This window comes from Mycobacterium sp. 852002-51152_SCH6134967 (assembly GCF_001667105.1).
GTDB classification, from domain to species: Bacteria; Actinomycetota; Actinomycetes; order Mycobacteriales; family Mycobacteriaceae; genus Mycobacterium; species Mycobacterium neumannii_A.
Genome location: NZ_LZIK01000044.1, coordinates 61,233 through 77,339, shown reverse-complemented (window position 1 = coordinate 77,339; position 16,107 = coordinate 61,233). Strand labels below are relative to the sequence as shown.

Sequence of the window (16,107 nt, the reverse complement as noted above, 5' to 3'; positions counted from 1 at the left end):
ACGTTCGCGGAGGCTCAGCATGACCACCACGGAGGCCGCGGGCCCCACTCTCAAACCGGGCGAAGAGACCGTCGAGATCAACGGCGGCCACGTCGTCTACGAAATCCTCGGCAACGAAGGCGAATTTATCGCGCTGACGCCGGGCGGCCGGTTCAGCAAGGACATTCCCGGTCTACGGCCACTGGCGGAGGCGCTGGCATCGGGCGGTTACCGCGTGCTGCTGTGGGATCGGCCGAACTGTGGCAAGTCGGACGTGCAGTTCTACGGTAAGAGCGAATCTCACATGCGCGCCGAAACGCTGCACGCGCTGATCACCGGACTCGGCATCGAGCAGTGCGTCATCGCGGGCGGTTCCGGCGGTGCGCGGGACTCGATGCTGACGACGATGCTTTACCCCGAAATCGTCCGAAAGCTGGTGGTGTGGAACATCGTCGGCGGCGTATACGGGTCCTTCGTACTGGGCGGACACTACGTGGTGCCGAGCATCCTGGCCGCCCGCGGTGCCGGCATCGACGGCCTGCTGCACGTCGCCGAGTGGAAGGAGCGCATCGCCGAGAATCCTCGCAACGAGGAGCGGTTCAGAGCCCTCGACGTCGACGAGTTTCTGAAGGTGATGTTGCGTTGGCTCAACGCCTTCGTGCCCAAGCCCGGTCAGACGATTCCCGGTGTCGAAGACGAGATGTTCGACAACATCGCGGTGCCGACATTGATCATCCGCGGTGGTGAGAACGACTGGGATCATCCGAAGCGCACGTCGCTGGAGGTCAGCTGCCTGATCAAGGGTTCAACGCTGATCGACCCGCCCTGGCCCGAGGATGCCTGGGAGCGTGCCGGTGAGAAGTTCGCGGCCAGCGGCGGAAAGGACTTCTGCCTTTTCGACACGTGGGTGCAGGCGGCGCCGGCAATTCTGAAGTTCCTGGACAGTTGATGAGCGGATCTCCGGCAACCGCGTTTGCCCACACGTCAGTAGGCGACGCATATCGTCGTACGCCCGTTACGGCGCTTCGTGTTCGAGACTGTGCGCTCGCACCGACGCCCTACGTCGTACGGATGTGGACCTCGCAGTTGAGTGAGGCCTCCAGCGCGGTGTGCACCCGGCTCTCCGGAACGCGTTCGAGGTCGGCTCTGCGCAACGTCACATGTATGACGTCCCAGCCTTCGTCGCCGGGTACCCGTTCGATCTCCCCGGAGAGCCCGAGCCCGGCAAGGACACCGTGGGCATCGTCGTCGGTGCCGCGGCTGATGAACGTCACCACGCCGGGCGCCGGTGTGGTGCCGAATGCCTTGTCGCACAGGTCGACCGCGAGCCGACGGAGTTCGTCCTGGTCGTCGCCGGCGATCAACAACTCGACCTCACGGCGTTTCGGCGGCAACCCGGCCAGATCGTTGGCCACCACCTCGATACCGTGCGCAGCCGCCGATTCCCTCAGCCGAGCAAGGCCGTCGTCGAGTTGGGCCGGGCCGAGTTCGCCCGCCGTGTCGACACCGACGCGCACGACCGCAGTCCTCATGTCCGTCAGCCTATCCGCGGGCCGGAAGGACCAGCCATGACCTCTACTGCCACCGATCTCGCCGTCGCCGCCTGGCCGGATTGCGCGCCGCGGCTGTTGCGCCCGTCGGAGGCGGGCACGGAGGACTACGCCGAGTACACCCGGGCGGGCGGATACCGGCCGCTGATCGATGCCGATGCGCTGCTGACGCAGGTCGACCTGTCGGGGCTGCTGGGCCGCGGCGGCGCCGCATTCCCGATCGGCACCAAATTGCGCGCGGTGCACAACGCCCACCAGCGCGGGTCGGAGACCGTCGTCGTGGCCAACGGCGAAGAAGGTGAACCCGCGTCGGTCAAAGACCGCTGGCTCCTGCGCAACCGGCCTCATCTCGTGCTCGACGGTCTGCGCCTCGCGACGGCCGTCGCAGGCGCCCGCCGGGCGTACGTCTACGTCTCCGACTCCCCCGCCGCCAACGCCGTCACCGCCGCGCTCAGCGAAGTGCCACCGGAAACGTTCGGCGCGACCGAGATCGCCGTGGTCACAGTCGAACCCGGATACGTGGCCGGAGAAGAGACCGCCGCGGTCCGGCGCATCAACGGCGGACCCGCCAAGCCGACCGACAAACCGCCACGGCCCTTCGAAGAAGGCGTGGCCGGCGTCCCCACCATGGTCAGCAATATCGAGACGCTGGCCAACCTGCCCTATATCCACGAGCACGGCGCCGAGAAGTTCCGGTCGGTCGGCACGCCGATGTCACCCGGGACGTTTCTCGCGACCATCACCGGCGGCGGGCGACCCGCCGCGCTGTACGAAATCCCGCACGGCGCATCGTTCGCCGATCTGCTACACCTGCACGGGGTCACCAACGACGCGGTCACCGGCGTCTTGATGGGCGGCTACTTCGCCGGCCTGGTGAACACCGACATCCTCGACGCGACGCTCGACCACGAGTCGGTTCGCCGCCTCGGCAGTGGTCTGGGATGCGGGGCCATCTCGATCCTCACCGACGACTGCCCCGTCGCCGTCGCGGCCGCGGTGATGTCGTACTTCGACCGCGAAAACGCCGGCCAGTGCGGATCCTGCTTCAACGGCACCGCCGCGATGGCCGCCGTCACGTCGGCGCTGCGCGACGGCGTAGCAACCCAGGACGACGTCACCCGCTTGGAGCGTTGGTCGGTGGTACTTCGCGGCCGTGGCGCCTGTGGGACTCTCGACGGCGCCACCAACGTCGCCGCGAGCCTGCTGCGACAGTTCCCGCAAGTGGTGGCTCGACATCTCGCGGACGACTGCACGGCCTGTCGGACCGACGCGTTCGCCGCCGTGCGGCCTTACGAAGTGGAGGCGGTGGCTCAATCATGAGTGAGGGCTTGCGAATTCGGCTCGACCGGACGCTGTGCGACGGCTTCGGGATATGCGCTAAGCACGCCCCGGGATACTTCTCCCTAGACGACTGGGGTTACGCCTCCCTCATCGGTGACGGCACGGTACCGGAGGAGGACAGGGACGCGGTGATGCGCGCACTATTGGACTGTCCGGTGCACGCGATCATCTACATGGGCGAACACCGGCCCTCCGGCGACACCGCGGTGCATCAGGAGGCGCACGAGGTGCCCGAGCCCGAACCCAAAACCGATGACAACGAGGCGATCTCGGGATTCGTGCGGTGACAAGACCACTACCCGAGCTGACGGTACTCAACGAGTTTTTCTGGACCGCCGGCGCCGACGGTGTCCTGCGCATCCAGGAGTGTCGTGACTGCACGGCGCTGATCCATCCGCCGCAACCCGTGTGCCGGTACTGCCGGAGCCACAACATGGGCGTTCGCGACGTCTCCGGCAAGGCCACGCTGTCGGCGTTCACCGTCAACCACCGGTTCGGCTTTCCGGACCTGCCGCCGCCCTACGTGGTGGCCCAGGTGGCGATCGTCGAGGATCCGCGAGTTCGACTGACCACCAACATCGTCGACTGCGACCCCGACGACCTGAAACTCGGTCAAGTCGTCGAGGTGACGTTCCAACAGCTCGGTGATGGGGCCGGAGCTGTCTGGCTGCCCGTCTTCACACCCGGCACCGACGAACAGAGTGGCCCGGTCGCCGAGGACGAGATCGCACCACAGGACTTCGCTCGTCACGTGAGCCAGCCGCTGACTCGCCAACGGTTCGAAGAGCATTCGGCGATCACCGGAATCGGCGCGTCGCGGCTCGGTCGGCGATTGATGGTGCCGCCGCTGTCGCTGACGATCGAAGCGTGCGAGGCCGCCGTCGCCGACGCGGGTCTGACGTTCGACGACATCGACGGCCTGTCGACCTATCCCGGGTTGGACATCGCGGGCATGGGCGAAGGCGGCGTCGCCGCGCTCGAGGGCGCTCTCGGTCTACGCCCGGTGTGGATCAACGGCGGCATGGATACCTTCGGACCCGGCGGCTCGGTCATCGCGGCGATGATGGCGGTGGCCACGGGTATGGCCCGGCACGTGCTGTGCTTCCGCACATTGTGGGAGGCGACGTTCCAGCAGTTGATGAAGGAGGGCAAGGCGTCACCGCCGGGTGGCGCTCGAACCTCGAGCTGGCAGATGCCGTTTGGTGCGATGTCGGCCGCGCACACGCTGGCGCTCAACGCCCAGCGCCACTTCGAGCGCTACGGGACCACGCGCGAGACGCTCGGTTGGATCGCGCTCAACCAGCGCGCGAACGCGGGGCTGAACCCGACCGCCATATACCGCGAGCCCATGACGATGGACGACTACCTCAACGCGCGGATGATCACGACCCCGTTCGGGTTGTACGACTGCGATGTTCCCTGTGACGGCGCCGTCGCGGTCATCGTCTCGGCCGTCGAAACCGCAGAAGACATGCCACACACGCCGGTGTTGTTCGAAGCGGTCGGCACGCAGATCGTCGAACGCACCGACTGGGACCAGAGCACGCTGACCCACGAACCTCAGGTGCTCGGTCAGGCCGCCCATCTGTGGACTCGAACCTCGTTGCGGCCCAAGGATGTCGATGTCGCCGAGCTGTACGACGGCTTCTCGTTCAACTGCCTGTCGTGGCTGGAGGCTCTCGGTTTCTGCGGTATCGGCGAGGCCAAGGACTTCCTCGACGGCGGCAAGGCCATCGCTCGCGACGGGGTGATTCCGTTGAACACCCACGGCGGTCAGCTGTCGCACGGCCGGACACACGGAATGGGTCTGATCCACGAAGCGGTCACCCAGCTTCGCGGCGACGCGGGCGAGCGCCAGGTGAAGGACGCCAAGGTCGCGGTGGTCAGCAGCGGCGGGCTCACGCCGAGCGGGGCGATCCTGATGCGGACCGACGGGTGAGCCCGCGCCCCCGCGTCGTCCTCGTCGACGGCGTTCCCATGTCGGGCCTGGTCGCACAGGGCGAGAACCCGACCGCCGTCATCGTCACCCTCCACGGAGGTGCCAGCACCGCAGCGTATTTCGACTGTCCCGGCCATCCTCAGCTGTCGCTGCTGCGCGCCGGTCCGGCCCGAGGAATCACGGTGGTGGCGTTGGACCGGCCCGGCTACGGCAGCTCGGCGCCCTATCCCGAGGCGATGCACGAACCCGACCAGCGGGTCGCGCTCGCCTATGGTGCCGTCGACAAGGTGTTGGGCCAGAACCCGCGCGGCGAAGGCCTGTTCCTGCTCGGCCACTCGGCAGGCTGTGAACTGGCGGTGCGCATGGCCGCCGACGAGCGTGCCGCACAGGCGGGGGTGCTCGGACTCGGCCTGGCCGGCACCGGGTTGCGGTATGCGGACTCCGCGGCCGAGATCCTGAAGACGACGACGGCCACCCGGCGGCCGGTGGGGCTTCGCGACCTGCTGTGGGAACCCGCCGACCTGTATCCGCCCGAGGTGCTCTCGGGTATCACGAACTCGTCGACGGGCGCGCCGTACGAGGCGGACATGACGAAAAACTGGCCGCGGCGGGACTTTCCGGCGATGGCTGCGCGGGTCGAGGTGCCCGTGCAGTTCACCGTCGCCGAACACGAGCGGGTGTGGCGCACCGACCCCGAGTCGCTGGCCGACATCGCCGCGGTGTTCACCGCCGCGCCCCGCTTCGTCCTCAACGAACAGGCCGGCGCAGGTCACAACATTTCGCTGTCCTACGCGGCCGCGGACTACCACGACAAAGTGTTGTCATTCGTCGAGGAATGCGTCGCGGCCCGAAAAGGCGCCGAGGACAAGGTCGAGCAGAAAGTGGAGGCGGATTGATGCGCGTCGGATTCATCGGACTGGGCAGCCAGGGCGGCCCCATGGCCCGCAAGATCGTCGAGGGCGGGTTCGAGACGACGCTGTGGGCGCGTCGGGCGGCCAGCCTCGAACCGTATGCCGGCACGGCAGCCAAGACCGCGAGCACGCCTGCTGAGTTGGCCGCGGCCAGCGATCTGGTCTGCCTGTGCGTGGTCGGCGACGACGACGTGCGCGAAGTGCTCAACGGTGAGACCGGTGTGCTCGCCGGCCTGGCCTCCGGCGCAACCATTGCCATCCACAGCACCGTACATCCCGACACCTGTAGGGAGATCGCCGAAGTCGCTGCCAAACAGGGTGTTTCGGTCATCGATGCGCCGGTGAGCGGCGGTGGGCCCGCCGTCGAAGAGGGCAAGCTGCTGGTGATGGTCGGCGGCGAGGAGGACGTCGTCGAACGCTGCCGCCCGGTGTTCGCGACCTATGCCGACCCGATCGTGCATCTCGGCCCGCTGGGCAGTGGACAGGTCACCAAGATCCTGAACAACCTGCTGTTCACCGCCAACCTCGGTAGCGCGCTGAGCACTCTCGATCTCGGTGAGTCCCTGGGTATTCCGCGCGTGCGCCTTGCCGAGGTGCTCAACGGTGGATCGGCCACCAGCAAGGCGTTGGGCAGCATCGCGATGTTCGGCGGCACGGTCGAGGCACTGGCGCCCATCGCAGGCGCGTTGCTGCAGAAGGATGTTCGGCACGCGGCCAGCATCGCGGCCACCGCATCGGCACCGGAGGGATCGGTGTTCACCGTAGCCGACACGGCGCTGCAGAACATGGACCACCCGCGGTGACGCGTGTCGGCTTCGTCGGGGCGGGGCGCATGGGCGCGCCGATGGTGCGCCGCCTTATCGAAGCCGGTCACGAGGTCCGCGCACTCGGTAGGACCGACGAGAAATGCGCCGCGCTGCGCGATATCGGCGCGCAGCCCGTGACCCGCGCGGCCGACGTCGCCGACGGGGCCGACGCCGTGGTCATCTGCGTGTTCACCGACGAGCAGGTCGGCCAGGTGTGCCTGGACGACGGCCTGGCCGCGGCCATGCGACCGGGCAGTGCGCTGATCATCCACACGACGGGCAACCCGGCCACCACGCGAAAGCTGGCGGCCGAGTTCACTGACATCGACGTCGTCGACGCGCCGGTCAGCGGCGGCCCGCACAACATCGCGGCCGGCGAGGTGACCCTGTTCGTCGGCGGCGCGCACGCTGCGGTCGACAAGGTCCGACCGGTGCTGGCCAGCTACGGCGACCCGATCCTGCACGTCGGCGAGATCGGCGCGGGCCAGGCCGTCAAGCTCGTCAACAACAGCCTGTTCGCCGCCCAGATCGGTCTGCTGCGCACCGCCGTCGACCTCGGCGCCCGACTCGGCGTCCAGGAGGCCGAGCTGCTCACCTCGCTCACCCACGGCAGCGGGACCAGCCGGGTCGGCGAGTTCATCGCCGCGCGCGGCTCGGTTCAGGGGTTCGTCACCGATGTCGGCGAGTTCATCGGCAAGGACGTCGCGGTGGTTCGCCGGACGGCGGGCGAACTGGGCAGTGACCTTGGCCTGCTCGACGAGGTCATCGACGCCGGGATCCTGGCCATAAACAGCGGCGATTCCCCTTACCAGGAGGCATCCGGTGAGGCATACTAGAGGCGTTACATTATTGCGGCCTCGCGTAACGGAAGCGGTCGACAGCCCGCCGCGAAAGAGGAGACCATGACCAAGCCCAAACTCGTGTTCGACCCGGTGTCGCAGGAGTTCTTCGACAACCCGTACGAGATCTACCAACGGATGCGCGACGAAGCGCCCCTCTACTACGACGAGGAGCAGGACTTCTACGCGCTGACGCGGCACGCCGACGTGGCCGCAGCACTCAAGGACCACGAGTCGTTCTCCTCATCTCGTGGTTGCGACCTGGCGATGGTGCGCTCGGAGGAGGGCCCGCACAAGTCGATCATCTTCATGGACCCGCCCGAGCACCGGCACATGCGCAGCCTGCTCAACAAGGCTTTCACCCCCCGGGCCATCCAATCGCAGCGCGAGAACATCACCGAACTCGTCGAGCAGTACCTCTCGAACGTCGATCCCGACAACTTCGATGTGGTGCAGGATTTCTCGGGTCCGTTCCCGGTGGAAGTGATCACCCGGATGGCGGGGGTGCCTGAGGAGTTTCGTCAACAGGTCCGGCGCTGGATCGACATCAGCCTCCAACGCAAGCCCGGCCAGCTCGAGCTGTCCGAAGAGAACATGCAGGCCAACATTGACTCGGGCATGTACTACTACGGCCTCGTTCAGGAGCGGCGGCAGAACCCACTGGACGACATGATCGGCCGGCTCATCCGCGCGGAGATTCCCGGTGAGAACGGTGAGATGCGTCAGCTCGACGATCTCGAGATCACCGGATTCCTAGCACTTCTCGGTGGCGCCGGCGCGGAGACGGTCACCAAGCTCGTCGGCAGCGCGGTGGTCGAGTTCGCCCGCCATCCCGAACAGTGGCAGATGCTGCTCGACGACCGCAGCCTGGTGCCGGCCGCAGTCGAAGAATTGCTGCGCTACGTCGGGCCGGTGCAGTACAACGTGCGCTACACGCTGAAGGAAGCCGAGGTGCCCAGCGGCACCATTCCCGCGCACAAGCCCGTGTTCCTGATGAAGGCGGCGGCCAACCGCGATTCCCGCGCATTCGACAACGCCGAGACGTTCGACATCACCCGGGATCGCACACAGTCGCCGAACCTCGGACTGGGCTACGGCATTCACAGCTGCCTTGGCGCTGCGCTGGCCCGCCTGGAAACCACGATCGCGCTCGAGCACCTGCTCGATTTCATGCCGCGTTACGAGGTGAACTTCGACGGCCTCGAACGCGTGCACATGCAGAATGTGGCCGGATACCACCACGTCCCGGTGAAGGTGTTGAAGTGACTCAAAAGATCATCGTCGACTTCGGGCTCTGTGAGAGCAACGGAGTGTGCATGGGCATCATCCCGGAGGTGTTCGATCTCGACGAGGAGGACTACCTACACGTGCTTCAGGAAGAAGTGACGCCCGAGAACGAGGAGCAAGTCAGGGAAGCGGTGCGACAGTGCCCGCGCCAGGCGATCTCGATCGAAGACGCATGACCACGTCGAAAATCGTCTTCGACCCGTTCTCGCAGGAGTACTTCGACGGACCGTGGGAGATCTACCGGCGCCTGCGCGAAGAAGCACCGGTCTACTACAACGAGGAACTCGACTTCTACGCCTTGTCGCGGCATGAAGACATATCCGCGGCTTACAAGGACTTCGCCACCTACTCGTCGGCATACGGTCTGGATCTGGCGACCATTCGCTCTGACGAGCCGATGCCGGCCAAGATGATCATCCTGATGGATCCGCCCGAACATCGCCACATGCGCAGCCTGGTGAATAAGGTGTTCACCCCCCGGGCGATCGAGGCGATGCGGCCGATGGTGACCGAGACCATCGACAGGTACATCGCCAAGGCCGATCCCTCCCACTTCGACGTCGTCAGCGACTTCTCCGCATTCTTCCCGGTCGAAGTCATCACCCAGATGCTGGGGGTGCCAGAGGAACACCGGCAGCAGGTCCGCGAATGGGTCGACGCGTCGCTGCATCGCGAGCCCGGCCAGGTCGACATGTCCGAAGAGGGTATGCAGGCCATCGGCGAAGCCATGGGGCTGTACTTCCAACTGATCCAGGAGCGGCGCGCTAACCCGACGGACGACATGTTCAGCCGCCTGGTGGCCGCCGAGATCACCCGCGAGGATGGCGAGAAGGAATCACTCGACGACTTCGAGATCGCCGGATTCGCAACCCTTCTCGGTGGTGCTGGCGCGGAGACCGTCACCAAGCTGGTCGGCAACGCGGCGGTCACGTTCGCCCGTCACCCCGACCAGTGGCAGAAGCTTCTCGATGACCGCAGCAAGATTCCGGCCGCAGTCGAGGAACTGCTGCGCTACGAGCCGCCGGTGCACTACAACGTGCGGCGCTCGATGCGCGATGTGGAACTGCACGGCGTGACGATCCCCGAGGGCAAGCCGGTGTTCCTCCTGCAGGCCTCGGCACACCGCGATCCCGAGGCATTCACCGACGCCGACACTTTCGACATCGACCGCAACCGCACCGAGGCGCAGAACCTGGGCTTCGGCTACGGCATTCACAGCTGCCTTGGTGCGGCGTTGGCCCGGATGGAGACGGCGATCGCACTCGAGCGGCTGCTCGACCTGATGCCCCGATATGAAGTGCTGTGGGATGACTGCCGTCGGGTGGCGATGCAGAACGTCGCGGGCTGGTCGCACGTTCCGGTGCGCGCCCTGAGTTGATGCGATTCGTCTTCGTGCACGGGGGCTTTCACGCCGCCTGGTGCTGGGAGCGCGTGATCGACAAGCTGACGGCGATGGGCCACGACGCGGTCGCGGTGGACCTCCCGGGACACGGTGCACGCGTCGACGAGGAGTCGACACTGGCCAACCGGCGCGACGCGATCGTGGAAGCGTTGCGGGCGGCAGGTTCGGCTGACAGCGTTCTCGTCGGACACTCGGGCGGCGGCTTCGACGCAACGTTGGCGGCCGACGCTGCGCCCGAATTGGTCGGCCACATCACCTACCTCGCCGCGGCCCTGCCGCGAGAGGGTCGCACCTATCCCGAAGCGATGGCGATGCGCGACGACGGCGACGAACTGGGCGAGGATTTCGACGCCGACGTCGGAGAGATGTTGGGCTACCTGAAGTTCGACGACGATGGCGCGATGTGGTTCGCCGACTTCGAAGGCGCGTGGCGGTACTTTTACCACGATTGCGACGAGGCCACCGCGCGCTGGGCGTTCGAGCGCCTCGGTCCCGAACGCTTCGGCGACACGACGGTGACGCCGGTATCCGTGCCGCGGTTCTGGGAGGCCGATCTTCCCCGCAGCTTCATTCGTTGTCTGCAGGACCGGTCGATGCCGCGCTGGCTGGCCGACACGGTGACCCGTCGCCTCGGCGTCGAACAGTTGACCATCGACGCCTCGCACTCGCCGTTCCTGAGCCGACCGCGAGAACTGGCCGAGTTACTGGTCCACGCCACCACGACGACACCGGCCGGCCCGCTGGTTTCCGCCTGAAGTTGCGCCGAGACCGACGTTTTGGCGGCTTTTGCTCGAATTTTCCCGCCGAAACGTCGGTTTGGGCGACAGCGATATCAGCCCAGCCCGTGCAGGATGACGCCGTTGCAGTCGGCGGCGGCCTGACGCAGCTTCGCGGCGGCTTGGTACTCGTCGGAGTAGTACCACGCCTTGGCCGCCTCCTCGGACTCGAACTCGAGCAGCACGGTCTGCGTGCCGTGCCAGCTGCCCTCGATCACCTCGGCCTTCTGATCGAACGCCAGCAGCGTCGCGCTCGCCATCGTCTGGCTGGCCACCTTGCCGTACTCCGCCATACCGTCCGGATCCTTGACGTCCTCGGTAATGAGGATGTACGCCTTCGCCATTCGAGCTCCTTCGTGTTGGATGCCGGCACCGCGCCGACGTGCTTGTCAGTCGATCTCGCGGATTGCGCGTTCCGGGCAGTTTGCGATCGCGTCGCGCGCCGCGGATTCCAGCTCGGCGGGAACCTCCTCCGGATTCGCCACCGCCCAACCGTCGTCGTTGAGCTCGAACACCTCGGGACACAGCGTCAGGCACATGCCGTGTCCTGCGCAGCGATCCTCGTCGACGGTGACCTTCATTCGGCATCACCCGAGACCACGTCGAACTCCAGATGAAGTTCGGTCAGCCCACGCAGGATGTAGGTCGGGATGTAGTTGTAGCGACGCTCCCCCGCGGGTCCGTGATGGGCTTCGCTGATCCGAATGTCGGTGGTGCGGTCCAACAGTCGCTCGAGCCCGACCCGGGTCTCGGCCCGGGCCAGCGGCGCGCCCGGACAGCTGTGGATGCCGCGGCCGAACGCCAGGTGCTGGCGGGCGTTCTTGCGCTCCGGATCGAAGCTGTCCGGATCCTCGAAGCGGCGCGGATCGCGGTTGGCCGCACCGTTGATCACCATTACGGTGCATCCGGCGCCGAGGGCCTGGTCGCCCACCGTCGTCGGCACCCGCGACAACCGGAAGTCACCCTTGACCGGACTCTCGATGCGCAGGCACTCCTCGATGAAGTTCGGCAGCAGGCTGCGATCGTCGCGCAGCTTGCGCTGAATGTCGGGCCGGTCGCCGAGCACCTTCAGCGCGGTCGAGAGCAGCCGCACCGTCGTCTCCTGGCCGGCGGAGAACACGTTGGTGGCGACGCGGACCACGTCGGCCACCTCCGGCACCGTGCCGTCGGGGAACGTCGCGGTCGCCAAACCCGTCAGCACGTCGTCGCGCGGTTCGCGACGACGGTCTTCGATGTACTCGGCGAACACCTCGTAGAGGTACTCCAGCGGTGTCTTCGTCAGGGTCTTGTCGGCGTTGCCCAGCCCGCCGCCGTGCGTGCCGCGGGCCAACCGCTCGAGCAACTCGGGCCGGTCCTCGTCGGGCACCCCGAGCAGATCGGCGATCACCCGCAGGGTGAACGGAGCGGCGAAACCGCTGATGAATTCGCCCTCGCCGGATGCGAGGAAATCGTCGAGGATGTCGTCGGCGAGCTGCCACATTGCGTCCTCGTTCTCCTTGAGGCGCTTCGGCGTGATCAGCCGCATCAGCAGGGCGCGGTGGTTGGTGTGCGTCGGCGGGTCGAGCGTGGGCAGCTGGTCGCTGAACGGGATCTCGTCGCGGTGTTCGACGATCAGGTCGGTGACGTCGTCCCCTTCGAGCGGAACGGGAAAGCCCGGGAACGGACCGGTCACGGAGATGCACGACGAGAACGTCTCGGCGTCGTTGTAGACGTCCACGGCCTCTTGCCAGCCGGTCACCATCGTCACGCCGTAGTGGTCCTCACGGGCGACCGGGCACTTGTTGCGCAGCGCCTCGTAGAACGGGTACGGGTCATCCGTCAGGCGCCCGTCCCGGAAGAAGTCGACCGTGGTGAGGTCCTCGGTCATGCGCCCTCCATTTCGACGATCTCAACGTACGAGAACGTGATTCTCATATCTGGGTATCAGATTTCCATAGCGGCACGCCCTGCGTCAACGCGTGGGCGTGCGAGTCCGGGGCGCCCAGCGGCTATGCCCCGACGCCATTCACTGGATGGGCTCGTCACCCAGCACCGTGGTGCGCAGCATCTCGCGGGGTGAGTTCGGGTCGTACGGCGCGGCGCGGTGCAGGACCCCGTTGTTGTCCCAGATCACCGTGTCGCCGACGGACCAGCGGTGGCTGTACACCAGCTGTGGCTGTGTGGCGCGGTCGAGGAGTTCGGCGAGAAGCGCCCGACCCTCGTCGACGTCCATGCCGACGACGTAATCCGCCGACGCGCCCAGCACCAGCGACTTGCGGCCGCTGCGGTGAGTCCACACCAACGGGTGCTCATGGGTGGGTCGCGACCGCCACTTGGCCACCAGCTCGGGCGACGGGTCCGGCGTGACCCGGCGTTGGGAGGCCTCGAGGGAATGCACCACCCGCAACGCCCCGAAACGCTCCTTCTCTTCGTCGGTGAACGCCTCGTAGGCGGCGTACGAGTTCGCGAACTCGGTCTCGCCGCCGGTCTCGGCGACCTGCTTGGCGGAGAGCACGGTGGCCTTCTGCGGGCACTCGTCGTTGGTGGGCGTGCATCCGTCGATGTGCCAGTCGAACGTGGCCCGCAGATAGTCCGCCGAGGCGTTCTTCGACTTGTCGAGCGTCACGGGGTAGATGCCGGCGACCGGATGGTGGCCGTCCGACGAGTGGTCGATCTCGCCGAGGCGCCGGCAGAACGCCACCTGAGCCTCCGGCGTCAGCCCGAGCCCGGGGAACACCAGTACACCGTTGTCCTCCAACGCATCCAGAATCGTGGCGCCCAGCGCGTCGTCGTGGGCCAGCGCGTCGGAGTCGACGTCGGTCACCTCCGCGCCGACCGATGCGGTCAGCTTGTTGATGGTGAGCAGGCTCATGGTGTCTCCTTCGTCATGGCACCGGCGCGCTGACGCGGTTCATCACCGCGTCGGCGGAGTCGGCGGGTTTCTGGGTACCGAACACCTCGACGGCCATCGACACCATGATCATCGAGTAGATGAGATGCAGCAGGTTCAGCACGTCTTCGGGCAGGTCGTCGAGCGGGAACTTGTCGCAGTAGTCGATCGCTTCCTCGAAGCGCGGCGTGAACGCGTCGTAGAACTCCCGGATCTGCGACATCGGGGTGGCCATCCGGGTGGCCCACCTCTCGGCTTCAGTTGGCAGGCACCACGTCTCGGCGAACGATTCGAACTCCGCGAACGCACTGGGCAGACGCGTCATGGTCACACCCCCACCGGTGAGCGTTCGGCCTTGTACTCCTCGACCCACTTGACGGCCTCGTGGTGCAGGTGGCGCACCAGGATCTCCTGATCGCTGAGCGGATAGTCGTCGACGATCGGCTCCCCCAGGCCGTACTCCAGCGCCGCCTGGGTGCCGCCGAGCATTCCGGCGTCCTGCAGCGCGAACTCTTTGAGCACCACCGAAGCGACCTCGTGTTCGATGCGCTCGCGCACGGTGCGGGCGGGATGGAATGCGTTGTACGCCTCGAACTTATGGGTGTTATGCGACGTCGGCCAGTACCGGTACAGCAGATACCAGCCGTGATAGATGAGAATCTCCAGATTCGGGAAGATCTGGAAGTTGGTGATACCCCAGGGTTCGATGCCACCGGGGTTCAGCCCGGCCGACTGATGCGTCTCGGGGGTGCGCCACGGCCCGACAAGCCCAGAGCGCGTGACCCGTTCGACCGGATACATGTACTCCGGGTCGAGCAGCCAGCGCCGGGTGCCCGCCGTCGACACCAGGCGGTGTGGTCCGTCGATCTGGAAATGACCGCATTCGAACGTCGCGTTCGGCTGGCGCACCGCGCTGGGCACCTGCTGCGAGTGCAGCGAGGGCACGTGGTAGTACTCCTGGAACGCGTCGGCGAAGATCTTCCAGTTGCTGTTGTTGCGCGCCTCGAATTCGTAACGCTCGGTCATCAATTCGAACGGATAGTCGTCGAGCGCGGTGATCATCGGGCCGAGGAACTCGCGCAGCGTCCACCGCGGTTCGGGATCGAAGTTGATGAAGATGAACCCGTTCCAGACATCGCACTGCACCGGCTTCAACCCGTGCCGCTGGTGGTCCAGGCCGAAGAACTCGCCCTCCTGCTGCACGAAGGTCAGATCGCCCTTGAGGTCATAGCGCCACCCGTGATACTTGCAGGTGAACTGTCGACAGGTGCCCTTGACCTCTTCGTGGGGAAAGTCGTTCCACACCAACTTGTTTCCGCGGTGACGGCATATGTTGTAGAAGGCGCGGATCTGCTGATCCTTGCCCCGTACCACGATCACCGACGTCTTGGCGGCGTCGATCTCCTTGGTCAGGTAGCTTCCGACGCGCGGCAGCTCCTCGACACGCGCGACGTTGAGCCAGGCGCGTTTGAAGACCGCTTCGCGTTCGAGCTCGTAGAACTCCGGCGAGATCGAGTCGCGGAACGAGATCGGTCCGGTCCCCAGCTGCGGATAATGCTCAGTCCAGCTGCCCTCGGCCGGCTTGGGCCACTTAGCCATGGAAACCTCCGTGTCGTGTTTGGTATGCGGAAAGCGGGGCGGCCATCACAGCACCGACCCGCCGTTGACGCCGAGAATCTGACCGGTGATGAAACCGGCCTCCTCAGAGCACAGGAAGCCCACGGCCGCGGCGATGTCGTCGCCGGTGCCGAGGTGGCCGAGCGGGACCGTCGCGGCCATCTGCTCGTTCGACGGCAGGTGTCCGGACTGCTGACCGGCATGCTGCATCGGTGTCTCGATGGCCGACGGCGGGATGTTGTTGACCGTGATCCCGGCCGGGCCGTACTCGCGCGCAAGCGATTTGGTCAGCGAGAGCAGTGCGCCCTTGGACGCGGCATAGTGCGCCATCCGGGGAGAGCCGCGCTGCGCACTGGACGACGAGATCATCACGATGCGACCCCAGCCCGCGTCGAGCATGTCGGGCACGGCCACCTGACAGCAGTGGAACGTTCCGGTGAGGTTGACGTCGATGAGCCGCTGCCACGCCTGGGGCGTGATGTCGGTGAAAGGCGCCCAGTCCACGGCACCGGCGCTGGTGACCAGGATGTGCACCGGCCCCAGCTCGCTCCGCACTTTCGCGAAGGCCTCCTCGACCGCCGAACGATCGCTCACGTCGGCGGCCACCCCCAGAGCCGTCACGCCGTCCGCCCGCAGTTTCTCGGCGACCCGTTGGGCCGCTTCACCGTTGACGTCGAGTACGGCCACCTTGTGCCCACGACGGCCGAGCTCGTGGCACGTCGCCTCCCCCATGCCCGAGGCGCCCCCGGTCACCACCGCGACCCGGGTCATCGCGTCCGTCCCATCAGTCG

Annotated in this window: 19 protein-coding genes; 11 read left to right on the top strand and 8 right to left on the bottom strand. The window is 66.4% G+C overall.

Features of this window, described 5'->3' with window-relative positions; translation table 11 throughout:
• Positions 1-19: 19 nt before the first annotated feature.
• Positions 20-928 carry an alpha/beta fold hydrolase gene (locus tag A5790_RS14590; RefSeq protein WP_066845392.1) on the top strand — a complete coding sequence of 303 codons (909 nt, stop codon included), beginning with the start codon at positions 20-22 and terminating at the stop codon, positions 926-928.
• Between the two features lie 109 nt (positions 929-1,037).
• Here the strand turns inward: A5790_RS14590 and A5790_RS14585 are convergent, their stop codons facing one another.
• Entirely contained in the window at positions 1,038-1,511 is a 474-nt protein-coding gene (locus A5790_RS14585; protein ID WP_066845389.1) for a hypothetical protein, read from the bottom strand.
• A gap of 36 nt (positions 1,512-1,547) precedes the next feature.
• Here A5790_RS14585 and A5790_RS14580 point away from each other — a divergent pair, with 36 nt between their 5' ends.
• From A5790_RS14580 to A5790_RS14535, 10 genes are all read left to right on the top strand, one after another.
• Entirely contained in the window at positions 1,548-2,849 is a 1,302-nt protein-coding gene (locus A5790_RS14580; protein WP_066845386.1) for an NADH-ubiquinone oxidoreductase-F iron-sulfur binding region domain-containing protein, read from the top strand.
• An 8-nt stretch (positions 2,850-2,857) separates the two neighbouring features.
• Positions 2,858-3,157 carry a ferredoxin gene (locus tag A5790_RS14575; RefSeq protein ID WP_231987792.1) on the top strand — a complete coding sequence of 100 codons (300 nt, stop codon included), beginning with the start codon at positions 2,858-2,860 and terminating at the stop codon, positions 3,155-3,157.
• On the top strand, positions 3,154-4,809 hold the full coding sequence (locus A5790_RS14570; RefSeq protein WP_066845373.1) for an OB-fold domain-containing protein: 1,656 nt from the start codon (positions 3,154-3,156) through the stop codon (positions 4,807-4,809). The genes A5790_RS14575 and A5790_RS14570 overlap by 4 nt, the downstream gene beginning before the upstream one ends.
• 38 nt (positions 4,810-4,847) lie before the next feature.
• Positions 4,848-5,705, top strand: a complete 858-nt coding sequence (locus A5790_RS14565) for an alpha/beta hydrolase (protein ID WP_066845459.1) — start codon at positions 4,848-4,850, stop codon at positions 5,703-5,705.
• Entirely contained in the window at positions 5,705-6,523 is an 819-nt protein-coding gene (locus A5790_RS14560; RefSeq protein ID WP_066845371.1) for an NAD(P)-dependent oxidoreductase, read from the top strand. The genes A5790_RS14565 and A5790_RS14560 overlap by 1 nt, the downstream gene beginning before the upstream one ends.
• The gene (locus tag A5790_RS14555; protein WP_066845369.1) at positions 6,520-7,362 is read left to right on the top strand and encodes an NAD(P)-dependent oxidoreductase; all 843 of its coding nucleotides are present in this window, start codon (positions 6,520-6,522) and stop codon (positions 7,360-7,362) included. Before A5790_RS14560 ends, A5790_RS14555 begins: the two co-directional genes overlap by 4 nt.
• A gap of 66 nt (positions 7,363-7,428) precedes the next feature.
• Positions 7,429-8,631 (top strand): cytochrome P450, encoded by a 1,203-nt coding sequence (locus A5790_RS14550; RefSeq protein WP_066845367.1) that lies wholly within the window; start codon positions 7,429-7,431, stop codon positions 8,629-8,631.
• A complete protein-coding gene (locus A5790_RS14545) occupies positions 8,628-8,828 on the top strand; it encodes a ferredoxin (protein WP_064397072.1) in 201 nt (66 codons plus the stop codon). Before A5790_RS14550 ends, A5790_RS14545 begins: the two co-directional genes overlap by 4 nt.
• Positions 8,825-10,030: a cytochrome P450 gene (locus A5790_RS14540; protein WP_066845364.1), complete on the top strand. Its 1,206-nt coding sequence runs from the start codon at positions 8,825-8,827 to the stop codon at positions 10,028-10,030. The genes A5790_RS14545 and A5790_RS14540 overlap by 4 nt, the downstream gene beginning before the upstream one ends.
• A complete protein-coding gene (locus tag A5790_RS14535; RefSeq protein WP_066845362.1) occupies positions 10,030-10,809 on the top strand; it encodes an alpha/beta fold hydrolase in 780 nt (259 codons plus the stop codon). Before A5790_RS14540 ends, A5790_RS14535 begins: the two co-directional genes overlap by 1 nt.
• Positions 10,810-10,886: 77 nt before the next feature.
• On the opposite strand, the gene A5790_RS14530 is transcribed toward A5790_RS14535, so the two are convergent.
• From A5790_RS14530 to A5790_RS14500, 7 genes are all read right to left on the bottom strand, one after another.
• Positions 10,887-11,174 carry a DUF1330 domain-containing protein gene (locus A5790_RS14530; protein ID WP_066845360.1) on the bottom strand — a complete coding sequence of 96 codons (288 nt, stop codon included), beginning with the start codon at positions 11,172-11,174 and terminating at the stop codon, positions 10,887-10,889.
• A 45-nt stretch (positions 11,175-11,219) separates the two neighbouring features.
• Positions 11,220-11,411 (bottom strand): ferredoxin, encoded by a 192-nt coding sequence (locus A5790_RS14525; RefSeq protein ID WP_064350274.1) that lies wholly within the window; start codon positions 11,409-11,411, stop codon positions 11,220-11,222.
• Positions 11,408-12,697 (bottom strand): cytochrome P450, encoded by a 1,290-nt coding sequence (locus tag A5790_RS14520; protein WP_066845358.1) that lies wholly within the window; start codon positions 12,695-12,697, stop codon positions 11,408-11,410. The genes A5790_RS14525 and A5790_RS14520 overlap by 4 nt, the downstream gene beginning before the upstream one ends.
• A 138-nt stretch (positions 12,698-12,835) precedes the next feature.
• Positions 12,836-13,681 carry a TauD/TfdA family dioxygenase gene (locus tag A5790_RS14515; protein ID WP_064397085.1) on the bottom strand — a complete coding sequence of 282 codons (846 nt, stop codon included), beginning with the start codon at positions 13,679-13,681 and terminating at the stop codon, positions 12,836-12,838.
• A 13-nt stretch (positions 13,682-13,694) separates the two neighbouring features.
• Positions 13,695-14,024 carry a hypothetical protein gene (locus tag A5790_RS14510; protein WP_066845356.1) on the bottom strand — a complete coding sequence of 110 codons (330 nt, stop codon included), beginning with the start codon at positions 14,022-14,024 and terminating at the stop codon, positions 13,695-13,697.
• 2 nt (positions 14,025-14,026) lie between these two features.
• Positions 14,027-15,298, bottom strand: a complete 1,272-nt coding sequence (locus A5790_RS14505; protein WP_064417420.1) for an aromatic ring-hydroxylating dioxygenase subunit alpha — start codon at positions 15,296-15,298, stop codon at positions 14,027-14,029.
• Between the two features lie 45 nt (positions 15,299-15,343).
• Complete coding sequence (locus A5790_RS14500) at positions 15,344-16,087, bottom strand: SDR family NAD(P)-dependent oxidoreductase (RefSeq protein ID WP_066845353.1); 744 nt, start codon at positions 16,085-16,087, stop codon at positions 15,344-15,346.
• Between the last annotated feature and the right edge of the window lie 20 nt (positions 16,088-16,107).

Excerpts from the sequence above, each read along its gene's own strand:
- A5790_RS14590 (WP_066845392.1), top strand. The coding sequence starts at position 20 with ATGACCACCACGGAGGCCGCGGGCCCCACTCTCAAACCGGGCGAAGAG.
- A5790_RS14585 (WP_066845389.1), bottom strand. The coding sequence starts at position 1,511 with ATGAGGACTGCGGTCGTGCGCGTCGGTGTCGACACGGCGGGCGAACTC.
- A5790_RS14580 (WP_066845386.1), top strand. The coding sequence starts at position 1,548 with ATGACCTCTACTGCCACCGATCTCGCCGTCGCCGCCTGGCCGGATTGC.
- A5790_RS14565 (WP_066845459.1), top strand. The coding sequence starts at position 4,848 with ATGTCGGGCCTGGTCGCACAGGGCGAGAACCCGACCGCCGTCATCGTC.
- A5790_RS14560 (WP_066845371.1), top strand. The coding sequence starts at position 5,705 with ATGCGCGTCGGATTCATCGGACTGGGCAGCCAGGGCGGCCCCATGGCC.
- A5790_RS14550 (WP_066845367.1), top strand. The coding sequence starts at position 7,429 with ATGACCAAGCCCAAACTCGTGTTCGACCCGGTGTCGCAGGAGTTCTTC.
- A5790_RS14540 (WP_066845364.1), top strand. The coding sequence starts at position 8,825 with ATGACCACGTCGAAAATCGTCTTCGACCCGTTCTCGCAGGAGTACTTC.
- A5790_RS14535 (WP_066845362.1), top strand. The coding sequence starts at position 10,030 with ATGCGATTCGTCTTCGTGCACGGGGGCTTTCACGCCGCCTGGTGCTGG.
- A5790_RS14530 (WP_066845360.1), bottom strand. The coding sequence starts at position 11,174 with ATGGCGAAGGCGTACATCCTCATTACCGAGGACGTCAAGGATCCGGAC.
- A5790_RS14525 (WP_064350274.1), bottom strand. The coding sequence starts at position 11,411 with ATGAAGGTCACCGTCGACGAGGATCGCTGCGCAGGACACGGCATGTGC.
- A5790_RS14520 (WP_066845358.1), bottom strand. The coding sequence starts at position 12,697 with ATGACCGAGGACCTCACCACGGTCGACTTCTTCCGGGACGGGCGCCTG.
- A5790_RS14515 (WP_064397085.1), bottom strand. The coding sequence starts at position 13,681 with ATGAGCCTGCTCACCATCAACAAGCTGACCGCATCGGTCGGCGCGGAG.
- A5790_RS14510 (WP_066845356.1), bottom strand. The coding sequence starts at position 14,024 with ATGACGCGTCTGCCCAGTGCGTTCGCGGAGTTCGAATCGTTCGCCGAG.
- A5790_RS14505 (WP_064417420.1), bottom strand. The coding sequence starts at position 15,298 with ATGGCTAAGTGGCCCAAGCCGGCCGAGGGCAGCTGGACTGAGCATTAT.
- A5790_RS14500 (WP_066845353.1), bottom strand. The coding sequence starts at position 16,087 with ATGACCCGGGTCGCGGTGGTGACCGGGGGCGCCTCGGGCATGGGGGAG.